A 20984-nucleotide genomic window follows, 5' to 3' on the forward strand; every position below is an offset into this window, starting at 1 on the left:
AAACCGCTGTACACTGCTGATCCGCGAAAGGAGCCTGCCATGCTGATTGTTGCCGACGAAAATATCCCGCTGCTCGATGCATTCTTCGAAGGATTCGGCGAGATTCGCCGGGTTCCGGGCCGGTCCATTGACCGCGCGACGATCGAGCAGGCCGATGTGCTGCTGGTGCGTTCAGTGACCAACGTCAACCGGGCCTTGCTCGAAGGCACGCCGGTGCGGTTTGTCGGCACCTGCACCATCGGCACTGATCACCTCGACCTCGATTACTTCCAGCGCGCCGGCATCCAGTGGTCCAGCGCCCCCGGCTGCAATGCCCGTGGCGTGGTCGACTATGTGCTGGGCAGCCTGCTGACCCTGGCCGAGATCGAAGGCGCCGACCTGGCCCAGCGCACCTACGGTGTGGTGGGGGCCGGTGAGGTCGGCGGGCGTCTGGTCAAGGTGCTCAAGGCGTTGGGCTGGAACGTGCTGGTGTGCGACCCGCCCCGGCAGATCGCCGAGGACGGTGATTACGTCAGCCTGGAGCAGATCGTCGAGCAGTGCGATGTGATCAGTCTGCACACGCCGCTGAACAAATCCGGCAACGGCTCCACCTGGCACTTGTTCGACCGCGAGCGCCTCAACCAGCTCAAGCCCGGTGCCTGGCTGATCAACGCCAGCCGCGGCCCGGTGGTGGACAACGCCGCCCTCAAGGAGGTGCTGCTGGCGCGCGAAGACCTGCAGGCCGTGCTGGATGTGTGGGAAGGCGAGCCGCAGGTGGACGTCGACCTGGCCGACCTGTGTGTGCTGGCCACCCCGCATATCGCCGGCTACAGCCTGGACGGCAAGCAGCGCGGCACGGCGCAGATCTATCAGGCGTTTTGCCGGCATCTTGGTCAGGACCCGACGATTCAATTGAGCGACTTGCTGCCGGAGCCGTGGCTGGCCGAAGTCAGCCTCAATGCCAATACCGATCCGGCCTGGGCCCTGGCGACCCTGTGCCGCAGCGTGTACGACCCGCGCCGTGATGACGCGGATTTCCGCCGCAGCCTGGTAGGCACAGTGGATGAGCAGCGCAAGGCCTTCGACCTATTGCGCAAGCACTACCCCGAGCGGCGTGAGATTGACGGCTTGAAAGTGCGGATCAACGGCGAGTCTGCCGCCTTGTCGAGCATCGTGGCAGCATTGGGCGCACAGGCAATCTGAAGGCATAAAAAACCCGGCCATCAAGGCCGGGTTTAAGAGAGCGTGGGCGAATCAGCCTCGCTTGGCAGGCTTGACCAATTTCTGTTCCAGTTCGGCGCACGCGCTCTGGATCATTTCTTCGGTGATTTGCACTTCGCGGCCCTGAGCGTCGATGTACGAGCAAGGCAATTGCTGCGGTTGGCGGATCACTTGAATTTTGGCGTTGCTGCTGTTTTGCAAGGACATGGCCCGTCTCCTCATCAGGTTGTGTACCTACTTTAAAACCCCCGCGTGACCGCGTTGTTACAACTCCTTGCGCGGCCCGCAGATCGAATGCCCAGTCCAGCAGAAACCGATACAAATTTCCAGCCGGTCCTTAGACCGATAGCCTCTAGGGCCTAGGTTCGGTGAGCATAATTAACCTGACTCATTGTGATTCGCTCAAGTTCCCCCCATGTAGCTATGCAGGTTCCCGTCTCCAACCTTCAGGTGAAACCCTCCATGCTCTCAGCCCGTCAACGCCGCGCGATTCGCCTGGCCAGTCGCTTCGTCGCCCCCTATCGCTGGCAGGCCCTGGGCGCCTTGTTGGCGCTGATCGTCACCGCCGGCATTACCTTGTCCATGGGCCAGGGTATTCGCCTGCTGGTGGACCAAGGGTTCATGACCCAGTCGCCGCACCTGCTCAACCAATCCATCGGTCTGTTCATGATCCTGGTGCTGGGCCTGGCGGTGGGCACCTTTGCGCGGTTTTACCTGGTGTCGTGGATCGGCGAGCGGGTGGTGGCGGACATCCGGCGGCAGGTGTTCAACCACTTGATCTACCTGCATCCGGGCTTCTACGAAAACAACCGCAGCTCGGAAATCCAGTCCCGGCTGACCACCGACACGACCTTGCTGCAATCGGTGATCGGCTCCTCGCTGTCGCTGTTCCTGCGCAACGCCTTGATGGTGATCGGCGGGATCGTGCTGCTGTTTGTCACCAACCCCAAGCTCACCAGCATCGTCGTGATAGCGCTGCCACTGGTGCTGGCGCCGATCCTGATCTTCGGCCGCCGGGTGCGCAGCCTGTCGCGCCAGAGCCAGGATCGCATCGCCGATGTCGGCAGCTATGTGTCCGAAACCCTCGGCCAGATCAAGACCGTGCAGGCCTACAACCACCAGGTCCAGGACGAACAGCGCTTCGCGCTGACGGTGGAAGAGGCCTTCACCACCGCCCGCAAACGCATCGTGCAGCGCGCCTGGCTGATTACCCTGGTGATCATGCTGGTGCTGGGCGCCGTGGGCGTGATGCTCTGGGTCGGCGGCATGGACGTGATCGGCGGGCGCATTTCCGGTGGTGAGCTGGCGGCGTTCGTGTTCTACAGCCTGATCGTCGGCAGTGCCGTCGGTACCTTGAGTGAAGTGTTGGGCGAGTTGCAGCGCGCCGCCGGTGCGGCGGAGCGGATTGGCGAATTGCTGCAGTCGAGCAATGAGATCAAGGCGCCCGAAGCCAACGTGATCAAGCTGCCGGAGCGGGTCAGCGGCCGCCTGGAAATCCAGGATTTGCGCTTCTCCTATCCGTCGCGCCCGGATCGTTTTGCTATCGACGGCTTGAGCCTGAGCATCAATGCTGGCGAAACCCTGGCCCTGGTCGGTCCGTCCGGTGCGGGTAAATCGACGATGTTCGATCTGTTGCTGCGTTTCTACGATCCCCAGCAAGGCCGCATCCTGCTTGAAGGCCACCCGCTGACCGAGCTGGATCCGCTGGACCTGCGCCGCTGTTTCGCCCTGGTGTCCCAGAGCCCGGCGCTGTTCTTTGGCACTGTCGAAGAGAACATCCGCTACGGCAATCCGTCGGCCACCTTTGCCCAGGTCGAGGAGGCGGCGCGCATCGCCCACGCCCACGACTTCATTTTGCAAATGCCCGACGGCTACCAGACCCACCTGGGCGACGGCGGCATGGGCCTTTCGGGCGGCCAGCGCCAACGCCTGGCCATCGCCCGGGCTTTGTTGGTGGATGCACCGATCCTGCTGCTGGACGAAGCCACCAGCGCGCTGGACGCCCAGAGCGAACACCTGATCCAGCAGGCGCTGCCGCAGTTGATGGAAGGGCGCACCACCCTGGTCATCGCCCACCGGCTGGCCACGGTGAAGAATGCCGACCGGATTGCCGTGATGGACCAGGGCAAGCTGGTGGCGGTGGGGACGCATCAGCAACTGATCGCCAGCAATCCGCTGTATGCACGGCTGGCGGCTTTGCAGTTCAGTGATGGCACTGACGTTGATTGAGGCATTGAGGCTGTGGTGCGAGCGTCCCTTAGGGCATTATGTTGGCTTTCGTTACAGACTTGGATGAGGATATGAGCCGTTATCAACCTCCGTTGACCCTGACTGCCAAGATGTTGAGTCTGGTTGCTGATATCAGTGAGCAGATTGGTCAGCTTTCAGCTGGAGACGACAACCGGCAGACTCCGCAATTGAGGCGTGGCAACCGGATTCGTACGATTCAGGCTTCGCTGGCCATCGAGAACAATACCCTGAGTGTCGAACAGGTGACCGCTGTGCTGGAAGGCAAGCGTGTGCTGGGCTTGCCCCGGGAGATTCAGGAAGTACGCAACGCTTTTTCCGCTTACGAGTCTATGCCGCAGTGGGCACCGGGCGAACGTGCGGACCTGCTACGTGCCCATGAGTTATTGATGTATGGATTGATCGACGATGCGGGTCGGTTTCGTCAGGCGGGCGTAGGGATCTATCGGGGCGAACAGTTGGTGCACATGGCGCCGCCGGCGAGCCGTGTTACGCATTTGGTTGATGATTTACTGAAGTGGCAGTCCGCCTCTGACTGGCATCCACTGATCGTCAGTTGCGTCTTTCACTACGAATTCGAGTTTATCCATCCTTTTGCCGATGGAAACGGGCGCATGGGCCGCTTATGGCAAACCCTGATTCTCAGTCAGTGGCGCCCGGTGCTGGCTTACTTGCCGGTAGAGGCGGTGATTCGGGAGCAGCAGGACGCTTATTACGCCGCATTGTCGGCGGCGGACCAGCAGGCAGAGGCAACTCCCTTTGTCGAGTTCATGCTGCAAGCCTTGAACCTTGCGCTGGCAGAAGCGGTGCAAAGCGAGTCCCCGGCAGTGCCATAAAAAAGCCCGCATCTTTCAATGCGGGCACTTTTCTTTCAGCTTCAAGCTTGTTGCTTGCAGCTGCACCCCTTACTGATCATCAAAATACCGCTCATGCCAGTCCACCAGCGGCTGCGGTGCATTGAGCTTCTGCCCGTAGATCACCGAATAAGACAGCACGTTCTGCACATACTGGCGGGTTTCGTCGAACGGGATGCTTTCCACCCACACATCGAAACTCAGGTGATCGGCGCCGCGCAGCCATTGGCGTACACGGCCCGGGCCGGCGTTGTAGGCGGCGGTGGCGAGCACGCGGTTGCCGTTGAACTGGGCGTGGACCTGGCTCAGGTAGGCGGCGCCGAGCTGGATGTTCTTGTCCGGGTCGAGCACCTGCTGTTGCGAAGCCAGCGGGATGCTGAACTTTCGCGCAGTCTCCTTGGCGGTGCCGGGCATCAGTTGCATCAGGCCGGTGGCGCCGACGCCGGAGCGCGCGTCGTCCATGAAGGCGCTTTCCTGGCGGGTGATCGCAAATACCCAGCTGGAATGCACGCCGCGGACCTTGGCTTCGCGCACCAGGGTGTCGCGGTGGGCCATCGGGAAGCGGATGTCCAGGTCGTCCCAGTACTGCGCCTGGCTGATGGTGCGGATCGCCGGGAAGTACCACTTCATGTCGTAGGCCAACTTGGCCTGGGCGACCATTTCGTCGCGGTTGAAATGCCGGCTGACGTGGTACCACTCGCGGCGGCCATCAACGATCTGGCCACGGGCGTAGAACTCCAGGGCGCGGCGCACGCCCGGTGTGTTGCGTACCTTGTTCATCAGCGCCTGGCTCATCACCAGTGGCTTGTTGTTCAGTTGGTACGGGGACTGGGAGCGATCCGCCGCCAGGAAGCCGTAAAAGTCGCGCTCCTTGGCCAGGCCCTTGTACATCACCAGGGCTTGCGGGTTCTTCGGCTCTGCCAGTTCCAGGCTGCGGGCCTGCCAGTAGCGCCAGCGGTTGGTGGTGGCCAAATCCTGGGGCAGCTTGCGGGTCAACTGGTAGGCGTCTTCCCAGCGGGCCAGGCGCAACAGCAGGCGCAGGCGCCATTCGGAAACGGTGTTGTCCCGCAGTTCCGGATCGTATTTGGTCATCACGTCAAGGGCGCGCGGGTCGTAGCGACGCGCCAGGGTCAGGCCGATTTCCCGGGCGATCGACACTTTTTCGTCACGAGAGAAGTGCATGCTGCTGGCATAACCGTCGAGCAGGGCCATGGCCTTGTCCGGGTCCTGGCGTGCCAGGCGGCGCAGGCCCAGGCCTACGGCGTCGGACATGGCCTCGTTGGCCGGCAGGAAGCGCGATGGGTCGCTCAGCATGTCGGGCTTCTGCGCCACGTCCACCATCAGGCGGCCCTGGGCGCCGAGGGTCGGCAGGGTCTTCACCAGGCTGTTGGCCAGCGGATAGTTGCGGGCTTCGGCGGCCAGCTTGGCGCGGTCCCAGATTTTCTGTTCGGTCAGTTGGCCGTCGGCGGCCCACTGGCCAAAGGTGGCATCACAGGCAGCAGGCTGGGATTTACCGGTCAGCCACAGCTTCTCGGTGGTTTTATAGCCTTCGGCTTTTTGGTTGTGGGTCAGCTGGAATTGGCCATGGAGGCAGTCCAGTTCGACGAAATTGAGTTTGGCGTCGTAGTACCTTTCAAAGGTTTGCCAGTCGCCACGGTCGGCCAGCCAGCGCAACCAGCGCAGTTTCATCCAGTTGGCCTGGGGCAGGTCGCCGTTCTTGGCGAGGAATTGTTCGATCTCCTCGTTGCTGGCGGTTTTCAGCCGCGCGGTCAGCTCGTCGTAGGCGAGGTACGGCGTCAACGGGTAGTCGGCCAGGGCCTGGCTGTATTGGAAATACGGGCCGCTGTCGCCTTTGGCGAGGGCTCGTTTGGCTTCATCGTAATATTGACGTTGGGTAGTGAGGTCCACGGCCTGGGCGGATTGAACGGCGGTGGCAGAAAGAAGCAGACAAGATAAAAAGCTGAAAAGGCGACTGCGCATGAGACGTCCGTGCAGAGGAATCTGGACTAGTGCCGACGTCGCCGACACTGATTGCCCCTAGCTTAGCCTTTTGCCCGCAACCGGTGAAAGCTTTGCCGGTCGCTTCGTTCAAGTTCATCTGAAATGTCCAACAGAACGTGTCAGCGGCGAAAATGCCGGCCGCCTCGAGCCCTAAGTCAGGTAGAATGCGCGCCCAGTTTTTGGAGAAGCGTATGACCCTGCTCAAATTCAGCGATGTGTCCCTTGCTTTCGGCGCTATGCCGTTGTTGGACAAGGTGTCCTGGCAGATCGCCCGTGGTGAGCGGGTGTGCATCATCGGCCGCAACGGCACCGGCAAGTCCAGCATGATGAAGCTGGTAAAAGGCGACCAGAAGCCCGATGACGGCTCTGTCTGGCGCGCCCCGGGCCTCAAGATTGGCGAATTGCCGCAAGAATTGCCGGTGGCCGACGGACGGACAGTGTTCGACGTGGTTGCCGAAGGCCTCGACGGCGTGGGCGCACTGCTCGCCGAATACCATCACCTGGCGCAGAACTGCGTCACCGAAGCCGACCTGGACAAGCTGATGCACGTCCAGCAAGACCTCGAAGCCCGCGACGGCTGGCGCTTGCAGCAATTGGTCGACAGCACCCTGAGTCGCCTGCAACTGCCCGCCGACAAGACCCTCGCCGAATTGTCCGGCGGCTGGCGTCGCCGCGTCCTGCTGGCCCAGGCCCTGGTTTCCGAGCCGGATCTGTTGCTGCTCGACGAACCGACCAACCACCTGGACATCGGCGCAATCGCCTGGCTTGAAGAAGCCCTCAAGGATTTCCAGGGCGCCGTGCTGTTCATCACGCACGACCGTTCCTTCCTGCAGAACCTGGCAACCCGCATCCTCGAACTGGACCGTGGCGGCCTGATCGACTGGAACGGCGACTACGCCAGTTTCCTGGTGCACAAGGAAGCCGCGCTGTCTGCGGAAGAAACCGCCAATGCCCTGTTCGATAAGAAGCTGGCCCAGGAAGAAGTCTGGATCCGCCAGGGCATCAAGGCCCGCCGCACCCGTAACGAAGGCCGCGTACGTGCCCTGAAAGCCCTGCGTGTCGAGCGCAGCGAGCGCCGTGAACGCACCGGCAAGGCCAATATCCAGCTGGACACCGCCGACAAGTCGGGCAAGCAAGTGATGGTGCTGGAAAACGTCAGCTTCCATCACCCGGACGGCCCGTTCCTGATCAAGGACTTCTCCATGGTCCTGCAGCGCGGCGACCGTATCGGCCTGCTCGGCGCCAACGGTACCGGCAAGACCACCTTGCTCAAGCTGATGCTCAACGGCCTGCAACCCACCAGCGGTACCGTGGAAGAGGGCACGCGCATCGACGTGGCCTACTTCGACCAGCTGCGCCACCAGTTGGACCTGGAAAAAACCGTGATCGACAACGTCGCCGAAGGTCGCGACTTTATCGACATCGACGGCCAGAGCCGCCACGTGCTGAGCTACCTGGGCGACTTCCTGTTCAGCCCGCAGCGTGCACGTACGCCGGTCAAGGCCTTGTCCGGTGGTGAGCGTGCGCGCCTGCTGCTGGCCAAGTTGTTCAGCAAGCCAGCCAACCTGCTGGTACTCGACGAACCGACCAACGACCTCGACGTGGAAACCCTGGAACTGCTGGAAGAGGTCCTGCTGACCTTCAACGGCACCGTGCTGATGGTCAGTCACGACCGGGCATTCCTCGATAACGTGGTCACCAGCACCCTGGTCTTCGAAGGCGAAGGCAAGGTGCGTGAATACGTCGGTGGTTATCAGGACTGGCTGCGCCAGGGCGGCTCGCCGCGCCTGCTGGGCGTGACCGAGAGCAAGTCCGGCAAGGCTGACTTGACCTCGGCCGTGGTTGCTCCAGTGGCTGCTGCTCCGGCACCAGCCCAGGAAGCACCTGCTGCGAAGAAGAAGCTCAGCTACAAGCTGCAACGTGAGCTGGAAGCACTGCCGGGTGATATCGACGCCAAGGAACAGCAGATTGCTGCCGTTGAAGCTGAAATGGCTGACGCGGGTTTCTACCTGCGTCCGGCTGCAGAAACCGCCAAGGTGATTGCATCCCTCGAGCAGCTTAACAGCGAGCTTGAAGCCCTGGTTGAACGCTGGGCCGAGCTGGATGCCTGAGTGATTCAAGCGCAATAAAAAACCCGGCGCTCATTTGTATGAGCGCCGGGTTTTTTGTATGAAACGCGGTTCAGATGTGGGAGCGGGCTTGCTCGCGAATGCGGTGTGTCAGTCCATATATTTATCGACTGATCCACCGCTTTCGCGAGCAAGCCCGCTCCCACACAAGCCCGCTCCCACATTGGATTGCCGTTGGTCTTACGAGCTCTTGACCAGTTTCACGGCCAGCACATCGCAAGGTGCGCCGTGCAGCACGTCATTGGCGGTGGAGCCCAGCAGCAAGGCCAGGCCGTGACGGCCGTGGCTGCCGACCACGATCAGATCGCAACCTTGCTCCTTGGCCAGGTGGTGGATTTCCTGGCGCGGCTGGCCGTAGGTCAGGTGGCTCTGGTCTTTTTTCAGGGCAGGGTACTTGTTGATCAGCCGGTCAAGGCGTTCCTTGGCCTGGTCGAACTGCTGCTGTTGCAGTTGGGAAAGGTCCATCGGCACATCGCCGCCAAAGGCCATGGCCATCGGTTCGACGATATGCACCAGGGACAGCTTCACCGAGTCGCCTGCAAGGCCTACGGCCCGCTTGATCACGGGGTCGCATTCTTCGGTCAGGTCCACGGCGACCAGAATATGTTCGTAGGGCATGAGGAGTCCTCCAAGGGAAAGCGATAAGTTCAGTATGGCTGGTTTCAAGCGGATGGGGTTGCGTCAGGTCAAATCCGCTCATCAAGAAATTCGGGAGTACACATATGACGGTCTGGATAGTGGTGTCAATCCTTGCGCTGGTTTTAAGCCCCCTGGCGTGGCTGCGTCCTTCGCGCCATTCGAGCGGGCGCATGGCTTTGCGCATGGAGGCGCGGCGCATTGGCCTGGCCATGCAACTGACGCCCCAGGAATGGCCACACTGGCTCAAGCACGAGCCGCCAAGCCCGTGTGCCCAGTATCACCGGCCACGGCGTGGCACCACGCGGGTGACCTGGAGTTACTGGCAGTTGGAGCCGGGGGTTTGGGTCAATCAGTGGCAGGAAACCTGCGTCGATGAAAAGTTGTTGCCACATTTTGCGACGCTGCCGGCGAACGTCTACAAAGTCGAAGCCGACAAGCAAATGATCACCCTGTACTGGGGCGAGAAGGGCGAGTTGAGCGTGTTGCAGGACATTGACGCGGTGCTCAAGGCGCTGGCCTGAGATTCCTGAGGGCATTAAAAAGCCCGAAAGCATCATCGGGCTGGAGTTGGCCAGGCAGGCCGGTAATTCGTTTTACGTGCCGCTAGCCTAGCCGCATATTCGGTTCTGTACAGCCCTTTAAATCAAAATTCACATTATTGATTTCGCGAATGATTAAACATTGGCGGGGCGATGCCGGCTGCCCCGGGTTCTGAAATGACTGAAAAGTCGCGTTTTTGCGGCCCTTTCGAGCGATTGACAATTCTTCGGATTTGGCTGAAGGTGACGTACCCAAATCAAACGGGCGTATGAATTGAGCGTTTGTCTTTCAGACCGTTCGTACAGAATCCCGACTATCGCGTTGGCGGGTGTGCCTGGCAAATTGGCGTTAGCATCGACGGTAACGTCAGTGCCTACGCTGAATCCTGCGTCCGACGTGTACTGTTCAGCTTCCATATCGTGGAGATCAGTTGATGATTTACGAAGGTAAAGCCATCACGGTTAAGGCTCTTGAAAGTGGCATCGTCGAATTGAAATTCGACCTCAAGGGTGAGTCCGTCAACAAGTTCAACCGTCTAACCCTGAATGAATTGCGTCAGGCCGTAGACACCATCAAAGCAGATGCTTCGGTCAAGGGCGTGATCGTCTCCAGCGGCAAGGACGTGTTCATCGTCGGCGCTGACATCACCGAATTCGTCGACAACTTCAAGCTGCCCGATGCCGAGCTTGTGGCTGGCAACCTCGAAGCCAACAAGATTTTCAGCGATTTCGAAGACCTCAACGTGCCGACCGTTGCCGCGATCAATGGCATTGCCCTGGGCGGCGGTCTGGAAATGTGCCTGGCCGCCGACTTCCGCGTGATGTCGGCCACCGCGAAAATCGGCCTGCCGGAAGTCAAGCTGGGCATCTACCCAGGCTTCGGCGGTACCGTGCGCCTGCCGCGCATCATCGGTGCCGACAATGCCATCGAGTGGATTGCCGCCGGCAAGGAAAACCGTGCTGAAGACGCGCTGAAAGTCGGCGCCGTGGATGCTGTGGTGGCTCCCGACAAGCTGGCAGAAGCCGCGCTGAACCTGATCAAGGGCGCCATCAGCGGCGAATTTGACTACAAGGCCAAGCGTCAGCCAAAGCTGGAAAAACTCAAGCTCAACGCCATCGAACAGATGATGTCGTTCGAAACCGCCAAGGGTTTCGTGGCTGGCCAGGCCGGCCCGAACTACCCGGCGCCGGTTGAAGCGATCAAGACCATCCAGAAGGCCGCGAACTTCGGTCGCGACAAAGCCCTGGAAGTCGAAGCTGCCGGCTTCGTCAAACTGGCCAAGACCTCTGCCGCGCAGAGCTTGATCGGTCTGTTCCTGAACGATCAGGAACTGAAGAAAAAGGCCAAGGCCTACGACGAAATCGCTCGCGACGTGAAACAGGCTGCCGTACTCGGCGCCGGTATCATGGGCGGCGGTATCGCCTATCAGTCGGCGTCCAAAGGCACGCCGATCCTGATGAAAGACATCAACGAGCACGGCATCGAGCAGGGTCTGGCAGAAGCCGCGAAGCTGCTGGTAGGCCGCGTTGATAAAGGCCGCATGACTGCAGCGAAAATGGCTGAAGTGCTTAACGGCATTCGTCCGACCCTGTCCTACGGTGATTTCGGCCACGTCGACCTGGTGGTCGAAGCGGTTGTCGAGAACCCGAAGGTCAAGCAGGCGGTACTGGCTGAAGTTGAAGCCCAGGTGAAAGAAGACACGATCCTGGCGTCCAACACCTCGACCATTTCCATCACCTTGCTGGCCAAGGCCCTCAAGCGTCCGGAAAACTTCGTCGGCATGCACTTCTTCAACCCGGTGCACATGATGCCGCTGGTGGAAGTGATCCGTGGCGAGAAGTCCAGCGAGCTGGCCGTTGCCACCACCGTTGCCTACGCCAAGAAAATGGGCAAGAACCCGATCGTCGTCAATGACTGCCCGGGCTTCCTGGTCAACCGCGTACTGTTTCCGTACTTCGGCGGTTTCGCCAAGCTGGTCAGCGCCGGTGTGGACTTCGTGCGCATCGACAAGGTCATGGAAAAATTCGGCTGGCCAATGGGCCCGGCGTACCTGATGGACGTGGTCGGCATCGACACCGGCCACCACGGTCGCGACGTAATGGCTGAAGGCTTCCCGGACCGCATGAAAGACGACCGCCGCTCGGCGATCGACGCGCTCTACGAAGCCAAGCGCCTGGGCCAGAAGAATGGCAAGGGCTTCTACGCCTACGAGACCGACAAGAAGGGCAAGCAGAAGAAAGTGGCCGACCCATCGGTTCACGAAGTACTCGCGCCGGTCATCTACGAACAGCGTGAAGTGTCCGACGAGGACATCGTCAACTGGATGATGATCGCCCTGTGCCTGGAAACCGTGCGTTGCCTGGAAGACGGCATCGTTGAAACCGCAGCCGAGGCCGACATGGGCCTGGTCTACGGTATTGGTTTCCCTCCATTCCGTGGTGGTGCGCTGCGTTACATCGATTCCATCGGTGTGGCCGAGTTCGTTGCCCTGGCTGATCAATACGCTGATCTGGGCCCGCTGTACCACCCGACTGCGAAGCTGCGCGAGATGGCCAAGAACGGCCAGAGCTTCTTCGGTTAAGTGCCCAGACGACTAGAGCGAGAATATTTATGAGCTTGAATCCAAGAGACGTCGTGATTGTCGACTTCGGTCGTACGCCGATGGGCCGCTCCAAGGGCGGCATGCACCGCAACACCCGTGCCGAAGACATGTCGGCGCACCTGATCAGCAAATTGCTGGAACGCAACGTCAATGTCGACCCGAACGAAGTCGAAGACGTGATCTGGGGCTGCGTCAACCAGACCCTGGAGCAGGGCTGGAACATCGCCCGCATGGCTTCCCTGATGACGCAGATCCCGCACACCGCTGCCGGCCAGACCGTCAGCCGGCTGTGTGGCTCGTCCATGAGCGCGCTGCACACCGCTGCCCAAGCGATCATGACCGGTAACGGTGATGTGTTCGTGGTCGGCGGCGTGGAGCACATGGGCCACGTCAGCATGATGCACGGTGTGGATCCGAACCCGCACATGTCCCTGTACGCGGCGAAAGCCTCGGGCATGATGGGCCTCACCGCTGAAATGCTCGGCAAAATGCACGGCATTACCCGCGAAGCCCAGGATGCATTCGGCCTGCGTTCCCACCAGTTGGCCCACAAGGCAACCGTGGAAGGCAAGTTCAAGGATGAAATCATCCCGATGAACGGCTACGACGAGAACGGTTTCCTGAAACTGTTCGACTACGACGAAACCATTCGTCCGGACACCACCCTGGAAAGCCTGGCGGCCCTGAAGCCGGCCTTCAATCCAAAGGGCGGCACCGTGACAGCCGGTACTTCGTCGCAGATCACTGACGGTGCTTCGTGCATGATCGTGATGTCGGCCCAGCGTGCCCAGGACCTGGGCATCCAGCCGATGGCCGTGATCCGTTCGATGGCAGTCGCAGGTGTGGACCCGGCAATCATGGGCTATGGTCCAGTACCGGCCACACAAAAAGCATTGAAGCGCGCAGGCCTGACTATCTCCGACATCGACTTCTTCGAGCTCAACGAAGCTTTCGCCGCACAGGCCCTGCCAGTGCTGAAAGATTTGAAAGTGCTCGACAAGATGAACGAGAAGGTTAACCTGCACGGCGGCGCGATTGCCTTGGGTCACCCGTTTGGGTGTTCCGGCGCTCGTATCTCCGGCACGTTGCTTAACGTGATGAAGCAAAATGGCGGCAACCTTGGCGTTGCAACCATGTGCATTGGCCTCGGCCAAGGCATCTCCACCGTCTTCGAACGTATCTAAACGTTTCGTTGACGGAAGCCGGGGCCCAGTGCCCCGGTTTTTGTTTTTTGGAATTTTTTATATTTTTTTTTAACAAATTTTGTAAGAGGGCCAGAGCATGAAAGTCGAACCAGGGCTCTACCAGCATTATAAAGGTCCGCAGTACCGCGTTTTTAATGTGGCGCGGCATTCCGAGACCGAAGAGGAAGTGGTGTTTTACCAAGCACTGTATGGCGATTACGGCTTTTGGGTGCGTCCCTTGAGCATGTTCCTTGAGACCGTCGAAGTTGACGGCGAACAGGTCCCGCGCTTTGCTTTGATGCAGGCCGAACCCAGCCTTTTTTCCGTGCAATAAAGGCAGGCCGCGCAGAATGCTGCGCTTGACCTCACCTTGTTGCCACTATATATAGCGTTGCCGCGTCAGGCGCCAACCGCCTTTCACTTCTCGAATTCAGGAATTTTCCGATCCATGGGCAAATCGCTGGTCATTGTGGAATCCCCGGCTAAGGCCAAGACCATCAACAAGTACTTGGGTAACGAGTACGTGGTGAAGTCGAGTATCGGCCATATCCGAGACCTGCCCACCAGCGGTTCGGCTAGCGCCAGCAAGGAGCCTGCCGCCAAGCGTGGCAAGGCGGCTGCGGGCGAAGGTCCGGTGCTCACGCCTAAAGAGAAAGCGCGCAAGCAGCTGGTCTCGCGCATGGGTGTCGATCCCGATCATGGCTGGAAAGCCAAGTACGAGATCCTCCCGGGCAAGGAAAAGGTCATCGAAGAGCTGCGCCGGCTCGCCAAGGATGCTGACACCATCTATCTCGCAACCGACTTGGACCGCGAAGGGGAGGCTATTGCCTGGCACCTGCGGGAAGCCATCGGGGGTGACGACAGCCGCTACAAGCGCGTGGTGTTCAACGAAATTACCAAGAAGGCGATCCAGGAAGCCTTCTCCAAGCCGGGCGAACTGGACATTGACCGCGTCAATGCCCAGCAGGCCCGTCGCTTCCTCGACCGCGTCGTGGGTTATATGGTCTCGCCGCTGCTGTGGGCGAAAATCGCTCGTGGCCTGTCCGCCGGCCGTGTGCAATCGGTTGCGGTAAAGCTGGTGGTGGAGCGTGAGCGCGAGATTCGTGCGTTCAACCCTGAAGAATATTGGGAAGTGCACGCTGACCTGGGCACCGCCAAGGGCAACAACGTGCGCTTTGAAGTGGCCCGCGAGAAAGGCGAGGCCTTCAAGCCGCTCAACGAAGCCCAGGCCATGGCCGCGCTGGAGAAGCTCAAGGCTTCCAGCTACAGCATCGTCAAGCGTGAAGACAAGCCCACCAGCAGCAAGCCGTCGGCGCCGTTCATCACCTCCACCCTGCAACAGGCCGCGAGCAACCGCCTGGGCTTCGGGGTGAAGAAGACCATGATGATGGCCCAGCGCCTGTATGAAGCGGGCTACATCACGTATATGCGTACCGACTCCACCAACCTGTCGCAAGACGCGGTGGCGATGGCGCGTACTTATATTGAAAGCGAATTCGGCAAGAAGTACCTGCCGGAGAAGCCGAACGTCTATAGCAGCAAGGAAGGCGCACAAGAGGCTCACGAAGCGATTCGTCCCTCCGACGCCAACACCGAGCCAAGCAAGCTGAGCGGCATGGAGCGCGACGCTGAGCGCCTCTACGAGCTGATCTGGCGCCAGTTCCTGGCGTGCCAGATGCTGCCGGCGCAATACCTGTCGACGACTGTCAGCGTGGGTGCTGGTGACTTCGAGCTGCGTGCCAAGGGCCGTATCCTCAAGTTCGACGGTTACACCCGCGTGATGCCGCAAATCGCCAAGCCGGGCGACGACGATGTACTGCCGGACATGGCGCAGGGCGATGTGTTGAAGCTGATCAAGCTCGACCCGTCCCAGCACTTCACCAAGCCGCCGGCGCGTTACTCGGAAGCCAGCCTGGTCAAGGAGATGGAAAAACGCGGTATCGGTCGTCCTTCGACCTATGCGGCGATCATCTCCACCATCCAGGACCGCGGCTACGTGGCCTTGCACAACCGTCGTTTCTACTCGGAAAAGATGGGTGACATCGTCACCGAGCGCCTGTCCGAGAGTTTCTCCAACCTGATGGACTACGGCTTCACCGCCGGCATGGAAGAGAACCTCGATGACGTGGCCCAGGGCGAACGCGACTGGAAAAACGTGCTCGACGAGTTCTACGGCGACTTCAAGAAGAAACTTGAAGTGGCTGAAAGCGCCGAGAACGGCATGCGGGCCAACCAGCCGGTGATGACGGACATTCCGTGCCTCACTTGCGGCCGCCCGATGCAGATTCGTACCGCCTCCACCGGTGTGTTCCTCGGTTGCTCGGGTTACAGCCTGCCGCCGAAAGAGCGCTGCAAGGCCACCGTCAACCTGGTGCCGGGCGATGAAATCGCGGCCGATGACGAGGGTGAATCCGAGTCACTGGTATTGCGTGGCAAGCACCGTTGCCCGATCTGCAGCACGGCAATGGATGCCTACCTGCTGGATGAGAAGCACAAGCTGCACATCTGCGGTAACAACCCGGATTGCAACGGCTACGAGATCGAAGAAGGCACTTACCGCATCAAGGGCTACGAAGGCCCGAGCCTGGAATGCGACAAGTGCGGCAGCGAGATGCAGCTCAAGACCGGCCGTTTCGGCAAGTTCTTCGGTTGCACCAACCCGACGTGCAAGAACACCCGCAAACTGCTGAAAAGCGGTGACGCGGCGCCGCCGAAGATGGACCCGGTGAAGATGCCTGAGCTCAAGTGCGAGAAGGTCAACGACACCTACATCCTGCGTGATGGTGCTTCGGGGCTGTTCCTGGCTGCCAGCCAGTTCCCGAAAAACCGTGAGACCCGTGCACCGCTGGTGATGGAGATCGTGCCCCACAAGGACGAGATCGATCCGAAGTACCACTTCCTCTGCGAAGCGCCGAAGAAGGACCCGGACGGTCGCCCGTCCGTAATCCGCTACAGCCGCAAGACCAAGGAGCAGTACGTGCAGACCGAGGTTGAAGGCAAGCCTACCGGCTGGAAAGCGTTCTACGACGGTGGCAAGTGGAAGGTCGAGGACAAGCGCCAGGGCGCTTGATACGATCAGCTACATGCACAAAGGCCGCCTTGATAGGCGGCCTTTTTTTGCGCTTGCAGTGGCCTTGGCTGATCCGTGACACTGTTCAGCCAGCATCACGCTTTATTCGTTGTGGAGACTGCCTTCATGGCCAACGAACTCTATACCCGTACCAACCAGAAAATTTACTTCGCGGGTTTGTCCCTGGAAGCCCTTGGCCGTGCCGAGGCAGGGAAGGAGATGAACGCTATCGCGCTGGTACAGGCCGGGCGTGAAGCCGCGCTGTTCCACCTCTATGGCGCCTTGCTTGGCTTGTGCCATGAGATCGCCGGGTTCTACCGTCTGCCGCAGGCCGGCTCGCCGCGTGCGGAAATGATCATCCACCGGGATGTGCTGGAGTCCATGGCCATCCCGGAGTTGGCCGAACTGGTGGAGATGGCGCAAAGCCCGGACAGTTGGCTGGCGCGCTTGCTGGTAGCCCACGCGGAGATGTTCCAACCGCCACGGGTGAAGCACACGCCCAAAGGCGATGTGACCCAGCCGCTGATCGTGGCCGTAAGCCTGGACGAAGAAGGACCCGAGCCGTTGAGCCGGGAAGAGCTGGAAAGCTGGCGGCAGGAGCTGAAGAAGTTGGCCATTCGGTTTCGGGATGGATTGAACGAGTGCTGAAGGCTTTTCGCTGACAACTACCGCTCTTGTGGCGAGGGAGCTTGCTCCCGCTGGGTTGCGAAGCAGCCCCAAGGCTTTTCAGGCCTGGCAGTGTCAGCTGTCGGAGGGCCGCGGCTCAGCCCAATGCGGGCAAGCCCGCTCGCCACAAGACTGATATAATGCCGGCCTTTCGTGGAGAACAGACTTTTATGCCAACGTCCTTTCTGGAAATTGTTGAGTTGCCCGACGGCCGAATCGAGCTGCGCCGGGCTGAGGACGAGGGTTCTCTGGTGATCTTGGATTTTTCCGAGGACGCAAAAGCGTTCCTGCAGGGCCAGCACGTGGAAGTGGCAAAAGCCATGTTGAGCGTAGGTGTGCAGATGGCGGGGCGCCTGGCTGAAGGCGAACCGGAAAAGGAAGACGGTCCGCGGATTCTTCACTGAGTCCGTCTGTCGACTTTTTTACAGGCTTCAATTGTGCAGATCGGCTTCTCAATTCTGAAGAAGCCTCGCGTCATGGCGGATCCTGACAGCTGTCAGTTACCCGCGTATCGTTTTATCCCAACCGAATGTTCAAGCTTTGCGCATCACCTGTGCGGGCGGCGCTGATCAGTTGCTGCCTGGCCGCTGTGGTCAGCGGGTTCAGCCAGCTGACCACCGTATGGCTACGGCCCAGGCGCAAGGCTTCGCAGGTCAACTGCTGGGCGCTTTGAGCACCACGGGGTTGCAGCAACAGGATGCGTTCGCGGTTCAGGCCGGCATCCCGCAACCAGGCCTGGGTCAGGCTGGATGGCGGGGCGATCAGCGTCAACCAGCGGGCGTCCTGTTCCTCGCTCAGTTCGCGAAGGATCGGCGCCAACAGGCTCAGGCAGTTCCCGGCAGCACCGCGCAACGACAGTTCACTGAACGCCTCGGGTTCGGCGCTCCAGGGCGCTTCGACCACTTCCTTGAGGATGGGCGCAAGGGGCTGGGCCATAAAGGCCTCAAACAGCGACAGTTGAGTGTGTTGTGGGGTCTGTAGGAACTGCATGATGCCTCCGTTAGCGGCGAATAACGCCGACGCTCAAGCCTTCAATCACCAGGTCCTGATCCTTCAGGTTCACTTCAATCGGCGCGAATTCGGGGTTCTCGGCCAGGAGCCAGACCTTGCTGCCTTCGCGCTTGAAGCGTTTGACCGTCACTTCATCGCCGATACGGGCGACGACGATCTGGCCATTGCGAGCTTCACGTGTGGTGTGGACGGCCAGCAGGTCGCCGTCGAAAATGCCCACGTCCTTCATGCTCATGCCATGGACCCGCAACAGGTAGTCGGCACGGGGATGGAAGAAGGTCGGGTTGATGTTGCAGGATTCCTCGACGTGCTGTTGCGCCAGGATCGGCGCACCGGCTGCGACGCGGCCGATGATCGGCAGTGTCGATTCGTCGGCCTTGGCTTCGAAGCCAGGGATGCGAATACCGCGTGAAGCACCCGGGGTCATCTCGATCGCGCCTTTGCGGGCGAGGGCCTTGAGGTGTTCTTCAGCGGCGTTGGGTGACTTGAATCCCAGTTCCAGCGCAATTTCCGCCCGGGTCGGCGGGTAGCCGTTGTCATCGAGGCAGCGCTTGATAAAAGCCAGAATCTCAGCTTGGCGTGGCGTCAGTTTTAGCATGTTGATCGCTCTGTCTTTTTATACAGTGACTGGGATTATATACAGTGGACTGCGCTTGGCAATCACCGTTTTCAGTCACTCCGCTGGACGGTCATTTATCACCTGTCCTACACACTGGAGACAGCGCTGCCTACAGACCTTGGCGAATGTGATTAAATGGCCATGAAATAGCTGACCGGCCAGCCGCAAACCGACCTGCAGGCTTGACAAGACATAGCTTGAAACGTATGTTTCAAACAAGTGTTTGTCAGGCGGAGTAGCCATGGCCCAGTCGGAAACCGTTGAACGCATTCTCGATGCTGCCGAGCAGTTGTTCGCGGAAAAAGGATTTGCTGAAACTTCATTGCGGCTGATTACCAGCAAGGCCGGGGTCAACCTGGCGGCAGTGAACTACCATTTCGGCTCCAAGAAGGCGCTGATCCAGGCCGTGTTCTCACGTTTCCTGGGGCCTTTCTGCATCAGCCTCGATCGTGAGCTGGAGCGTCGCCAGGCCAAGCCTGAAAACAAGCCAAGCCTGGAAGACCTGCTGGAGATCCTCGTCGAGCAAGCCCTGGTGGTTCAGCCACGCAGCGGCAACGACCTGTCGATCTTCATGCGCCTGTTGGGCCTGGCGTTCAGCCAGAGCCAGGGCCACCTGCGTCGCTACCTTGAAGACATGTACGGCAAGGTGTTCCGCCGCTATATGTTGCTGGTCAACGAAGCCGCCCCGCGTATCCCGCCAATCGAACTGTTCTGGCGCGTGCACTTCATGCTTGGTGCCGCGGCATTCAGCATGTCCGGGATCAAGGCACTGCGTGCGATTGCCGAGACCGACTTCGGCGTCAACACCTCCATCGAGCAGGTCATGCGCCTGATGGTGCCGTTTCTCGCCGCCGGCATGCGTGCCGAAACCGGCGTCACCGACCAGGCCATGGCCGCCGCCCAATTGCGCCCGCGCAGCAAGTCAGTACCGGTCCCGGCCAAGGTTTAACCCCTCCCGGGTGTGCGCGGCCGCTTGCATCCGCTAAGCTAGCCGCCCATGCCGATTTCAGCTATCTATCCACAGCCCGTTGCGCTCGCTGAGCGTCCGTCTCCAGGTTCAATCCTGGCGATGCGATCTCGCGGGGGCTTCGGGCTGCGTGCGTTATTTAAGGAAGCTATATGACCCAAGCCCTGCAAGGCTCTTTGATGGTGGACGTTGCCGGCACCTGGCTGACGGCTGAGGATCGCCACTTGTTGCGTCAGCCCGAGGTGGGCGGCCTGATCATTTTTGCACGCAATATCGAGCATCCTCGGCAGGTGCGTGAATTGAGCGCGGCGATTCGCGCCGTGCGCCCGGACCTGTTGCTGGCGGTCGATCAGGAAGGCGGCCGAGTGCAACGCTTGCGTCAGGGGTTTGTGCGTCTGCCGGCGATGCGTGCCTTGGCCGACAACCCGAATGCGGAGCAACTGGCCGAGCAGTGCGGTTGGATCATGGCAACCGAAGTGCTGGCGGTTGGCCTGGACCTGAGCTTCGCCCCGGTGCTGGACCTCGATTACCAACGCAGCGCCGTTGTGGGCACTCGCGCCTTCGAAGGCGACCCCGAGCGCGCCGCCGTGCTCGCGGGCGCCTTCATCCGTGGCATGAACAGCGCCGGTATGGCGGCCACCGGCAAGCACTTCCCCGGCCACGGCTGGGCCGAAGCCGATTCCCACGTCGCCATTCCCAACGACGAGCGCAGCCTGGAACAGATTCGCGCCAATGACCTGGTGCCTTTCGCGCGCCTGAGCAAGCAACTGGCAGCCGTCATGCCGGCCCATGTGATTTATCCACAAGTGGACGCGCAACCGGCCGGCTTCTCCCGGCGCTGGTTGCAGGACATCCTGCGTGGCGAGTTGCAGTTCGACGGGGTGATCTTCAGTGACGACCTGTCGATGGCGGGGGCTCATGTGGTCGGTGATGCTGCCAGTCGTATTGAGGCGGCGTTGACTGCCGGTTGCGACATGGGCCTGGTGTGCAACGACCGCGCCGCCGCCGAGCTGGCCCTGAGTGCTGCCCAGCGCATGAAGGTCACGCCGTCGGCGCGTATCGCGCGGATGCGTGGCCAGGCGGTGGCGTCGACCGAGTACAAGCAGGATCCGCGTTGGTTGGCGGCGTTGGGTGCGCTGCGGGATGCTCAGTTGATCGACTGACAACTGCGGTGCGCCCTTCGCGAGCAAGCCCGCTCCCACATCCGACCGCATTCCTCCAGGGTATATGCGGTCAAATGTGGGAGCGGGCTTGC

17 protein-coding genes and 1 pseudogene are annotated in these 20984 nt (G+C 60.5%); 13 read left to right on the plus strand and 5 right to left on the minus strand.

The features are described from left to right. Nucleotides 1-39 precede the first annotated feature (39 nt). Nucleotides 40-1182, plus strand: a complete 1143-nt coding sequence (gene pdxB / locus HX786_RS20955; RefSeq protein ID WP_087694847.1) for a 4-phosphoerythronate dehydrogenase PdxB — start codon at nt 40-42, stop codon at nt 1180-1182. Between the two features lie 51 nt (nt 1183-1233). Here pdxB and HX786_RS20960 read toward each other — a convergent pair whose 3' ends face one another. Continuing rightward, entirely contained in the window at nt 1234-1407 is a 174-nt protein-coding gene (locus tag HX786_RS20960) for a PA1571 family protein (protein ID WP_003218992.1), read from the minus strand. A 216-nt stretch (nt 1408-1623) separates the two neighbouring features. Between HX786_RS20960 and HX786_RS20965 the strand changes: the two genes are divergently transcribed. Both HX786_RS20965 and HX786_RS20970 read left to right on the plus strand, forming a co-directional pair. Continuing rightward, on the plus strand, nt 1624-3429 hold the full coding sequence (locus HX786_RS20965; protein ID WP_178912546.1) for an ABC transporter transmembrane domain-containing protein: 1806 nt from the start codon (nt 1624-1626) through the stop codon (nt 3427-3429). Between the two features lie 71 nt (nt 3430-3500). Next, nucleotides 3501-4265 (plus strand): annotated as a pseudogene (locus HX786_RS20970) (Fic family protein); the annotation flags it as partial. Between the two features lie 87 nt (nt 4266-4352). Here the strand turns inward: HX786_RS20970 and HX786_RS20975 are convergent. Then, nucleotides 4353-6281, minus strand: a complete 1929-nt coding sequence (locus tag HX786_RS20975) for a transglycosylase SLT domain-containing protein (protein ID WP_178912547.1) — start codon at nt 6279-6281, stop codon at nt 4353-4355. Nucleotides 6282-6493: 212 nt separating this feature from the next. On the opposite strand from HX786_RS20975, the gene HX786_RS20980 reads away from it, so the two are divergent. Continuing rightward, a complete protein-coding gene (locus HX786_RS20980) occupies nt 6494-8413 on the plus strand; it encodes an ATP-binding cassette domain-containing protein (RefSeq protein WP_003218986.1) in 1920 nt (639 codons plus the stop codon). Nucleotides 8414-8611: 198 nt separating this feature from the next. Here the strand turns inward: HX786_RS20980 and HX786_RS20985 are convergent, their stop codons facing one another. Beyond that, complete coding sequence (locus HX786_RS20985; protein WP_003218985.1) at nt 8612-9049, minus strand: universal stress protein; 438 nt, start codon at nt 9047-9049, stop codon at nt 8612-8614. 104 nt (nt 9050-9153) lie between these two features. On the opposite strand from HX786_RS20985, the gene HX786_RS20990 reads away from it, so the two are divergent. The 7 genes from HX786_RS20990 (at nt 9154) to HX786_RS21020 (ending at nt 17536) form a co-directional block, all read left to right on the plus strand. Beyond that, a complete protein-coding gene (locus HX786_RS20990; protein WP_003218981.1) occupies nt 9154-9591 on the plus strand; it encodes a hypothetical protein in 438 nt (145 codons plus the stop codon). A gap of 452 nt (nt 9592-10043) precedes the next feature. After that, nucleotides 10044-12191 carry a fatty acid oxidation complex subunit alpha FadB gene (fadB, locus tag HX786_RS20995; RefSeq protein WP_003218979.1) on the plus strand — a complete coding sequence of 716 codons (2148 nt, stop codon included), beginning with the start codon at nt 10044-10046 and terminating at the stop codon, nt 12189-12191. Nucleotides 12192-12220: 29 nt separating this feature from the next. Continuing rightward, nucleotides 12221-13396 carry an acetyl-CoA C-acyltransferase FadA gene (gene fadA, locus HX786_RS21000; RefSeq protein ID WP_178912548.1) on the plus strand — a complete coding sequence of 392 codons (1176 nt, stop codon included), beginning with the start codon at nt 12221-12223 and terminating at the stop codon, nt 13394-13396. Nucleotides 13397-13493: 97 nt separating this feature from the next. Continuing rightward, nucleotides 13494-13730, plus strand: coding sequence for a DUF1653 domain-containing protein (locus tag HX786_RS21005; RefSeq protein ID WP_008437597.1), 237 nt, complete (start codon nt 13494-13496; stop codon nt 13728-13730). Nucleotides 13731-13844: 114 nt separating this feature from the next. After that, a complete protein-coding gene (topA, locus tag HX786_RS21010) occupies nt 13845-16466 on the plus strand; it encodes a type I DNA topoisomerase (protein ID WP_003218973.1) in 2622 nt (873 codons plus the stop codon). A gap of 126 nt (nt 16467-16592) precedes the next feature. After that, nucleotides 16593-17114, plus strand: coding sequence for a DUF6586 family protein (locus tag HX786_RS21015; protein ID WP_178912549.1), 522 nt, complete (start codon nt 16593-16595; stop codon nt 17112-17114). Nucleotides 17115-17302: 188 nt separating this feature from the next. Continuing rightward, nucleotides 17303-17536, plus strand: coding sequence for a hypothetical protein (locus HX786_RS21020; protein WP_003218969.1), 234 nt, complete (start codon nt 17303-17305; stop codon nt 17534-17536). Between the two features lie 112 nt (nt 17537-17648). Here HX786_RS21020 and sulA read toward each other — a convergent pair whose 3' ends face one another. Next, nucleotides 17649-18122: an SOS-induced cell division inhibitor SulA gene (gene sulA, locus HX786_RS21025; protein WP_003218967.1), complete on the minus strand. Its 474-nt coding sequence runs from the start codon at nt 18120-18122 to the stop codon at nt 17649-17651. A gap of 10 nt (nt 18123-18132) precedes the next feature. Beyond that, entirely contained in the window at nt 18133-18741 is a 609-nt protein-coding gene (gene lexA / locus HX786_RS21030; RefSeq protein WP_003172575.1) for a transcriptional repressor LexA, read from the minus strand. Between the two features lie 262 nt (nt 18742-19003). Here lexA and psrA point away from each other — a divergent pair, with 262 nt between their 5' ends. Both psrA and nagZ read left to right on the plus strand, forming a co-directional pair. Further along, a complete protein-coding gene (gene psrA, locus HX786_RS21035; protein ID WP_003218964.1) occupies nt 19004-19711 on the plus strand; it encodes a transcriptional regulator PsrA in 708 nt (235 codons plus the stop codon). A 170-nt stretch (nt 19712-19881) separates the two neighbouring features. Further along, nucleotides 19882-20892 carry a beta-N-acetylhexosaminidase gene (gene nagZ / locus HX786_RS21040; protein WP_003218962.1) on the plus strand — a complete coding sequence of 337 codons (1011 nt, stop codon included), beginning with the start codon at nt 19882-19884 and terminating at the stop codon, nt 20890-20892. Nucleotides 20893-20984: the final 92 nt, after the last annotated feature.

It is taken from the genome of Pseudomonas sp. 21615526, from assembly GCF_013386245.1.
GTDB lineage: Bacteria > Pseudomonadota > Gammaproteobacteria > Pseudomonadales > Pseudomonadaceae > Aquipseudomonas.

Excerpts from the sequence above, each read along its gene's own strand:
- pdxB (WP_087694847.1), top strand. The coding sequence starts at position 40 with ATGCTGATTGTTGCCGACGAAAATATCCCGCTGCTCGATGCATTCTTC.
- HX786_RS20960 (WP_003218992.1), bottom strand. The coding sequence starts at position 1,407 with ATGTCCTTGCAAAACAGCAGCAACGCCAAAATTCAAGTGATCCGCCAA.
- HX786_RS20965 (WP_178912546.1), top strand. The coding sequence starts at position 1,624 with ATGCAGGTTCCCGTCTCCAACCTTCAGGTGAAACCCTCCATGCTCTCA.
- HX786_RS20975 (WP_178912547.1), bottom strand. The coding sequence starts at position 6,281 with ATGCGCAGTCGCCTTTTCAGCTTTTTATCTTGTCTGCTTCTTTCTGCC.
- HX786_RS20980 (WP_003218986.1), top strand. The coding sequence starts at position 6,494 with ATGACCCTGCTCAAATTCAGCGATGTGTCCCTTGCTTTCGGCGCTATG.
- HX786_RS20985 (WP_003218985.1), bottom strand. The coding sequence starts at position 9,049 with ATGCCCTACGAACATATTCTGGTCGCCGTGGACCTGACCGAAGAATGC.
- HX786_RS20990 (WP_003218981.1), top strand. The coding sequence starts at position 9,154 with ATGACGGTCTGGATAGTGGTGTCAATCCTTGCGCTGGTTTTAAGCCCC.
- fadB (WP_003218979.1), top strand. The coding sequence starts at position 10,044 with ATGATTTACGAAGGTAAAGCCATCACGGTTAAGGCTCTTGAAAGTGGC.
- fadA (WP_178912548.1), top strand. The coding sequence starts at position 12,221 with ATGAGCTTGAATCCAAGAGACGTCGTGATTGTCGACTTCGGTCGTACG.
- HX786_RS21005 (WP_008437597.1), top strand. The coding sequence starts at position 13,494 with ATGAAAGTCGAACCAGGGCTCTACCAGCATTATAAAGGTCCGCAGTAC.
- topA (WP_003218973.1), top strand. The coding sequence starts at position 13,845 with ATGGGCAAATCGCTGGTCATTGTGGAATCCCCGGCTAAGGCCAAGACC.
- HX786_RS21015 (WP_178912549.1), top strand. The coding sequence starts at position 16,593 with ATGGCCAACGAACTCTATACCCGTACCAACCAGAAAATTTACTTCGCG.
- HX786_RS21020 (WP_003218969.1), top strand. The coding sequence starts at position 17,303 with ATGCCAACGTCCTTTCTGGAAATTGTTGAGTTGCCCGACGGCCGAATC.
- sulA (WP_003218967.1), bottom strand. The coding sequence starts at position 18,122 with ATGCAGTTCCTACAGACCCCACAACACACTCAACTGTCGCTGTTTGAG.
- lexA (WP_003172575.1), bottom strand. The coding sequence starts at position 18,741 with ATGCTAAAACTGACGCCACGCCAAGCTGAGATTCTGGCTTTTATCAAG.
- psrA (WP_003218964.1), top strand. The coding sequence starts at position 19,004 with ATGGCCCAGTCGGAAACCGTTGAACGCATTCTCGATGCTGCCGAGCAG.
- nagZ (WP_003218962.1), top strand. The coding sequence starts at position 19,882 with ATGACCCAAGCCCTGCAAGGCTCTTTGATGGTGGACGTTGCCGGCACC.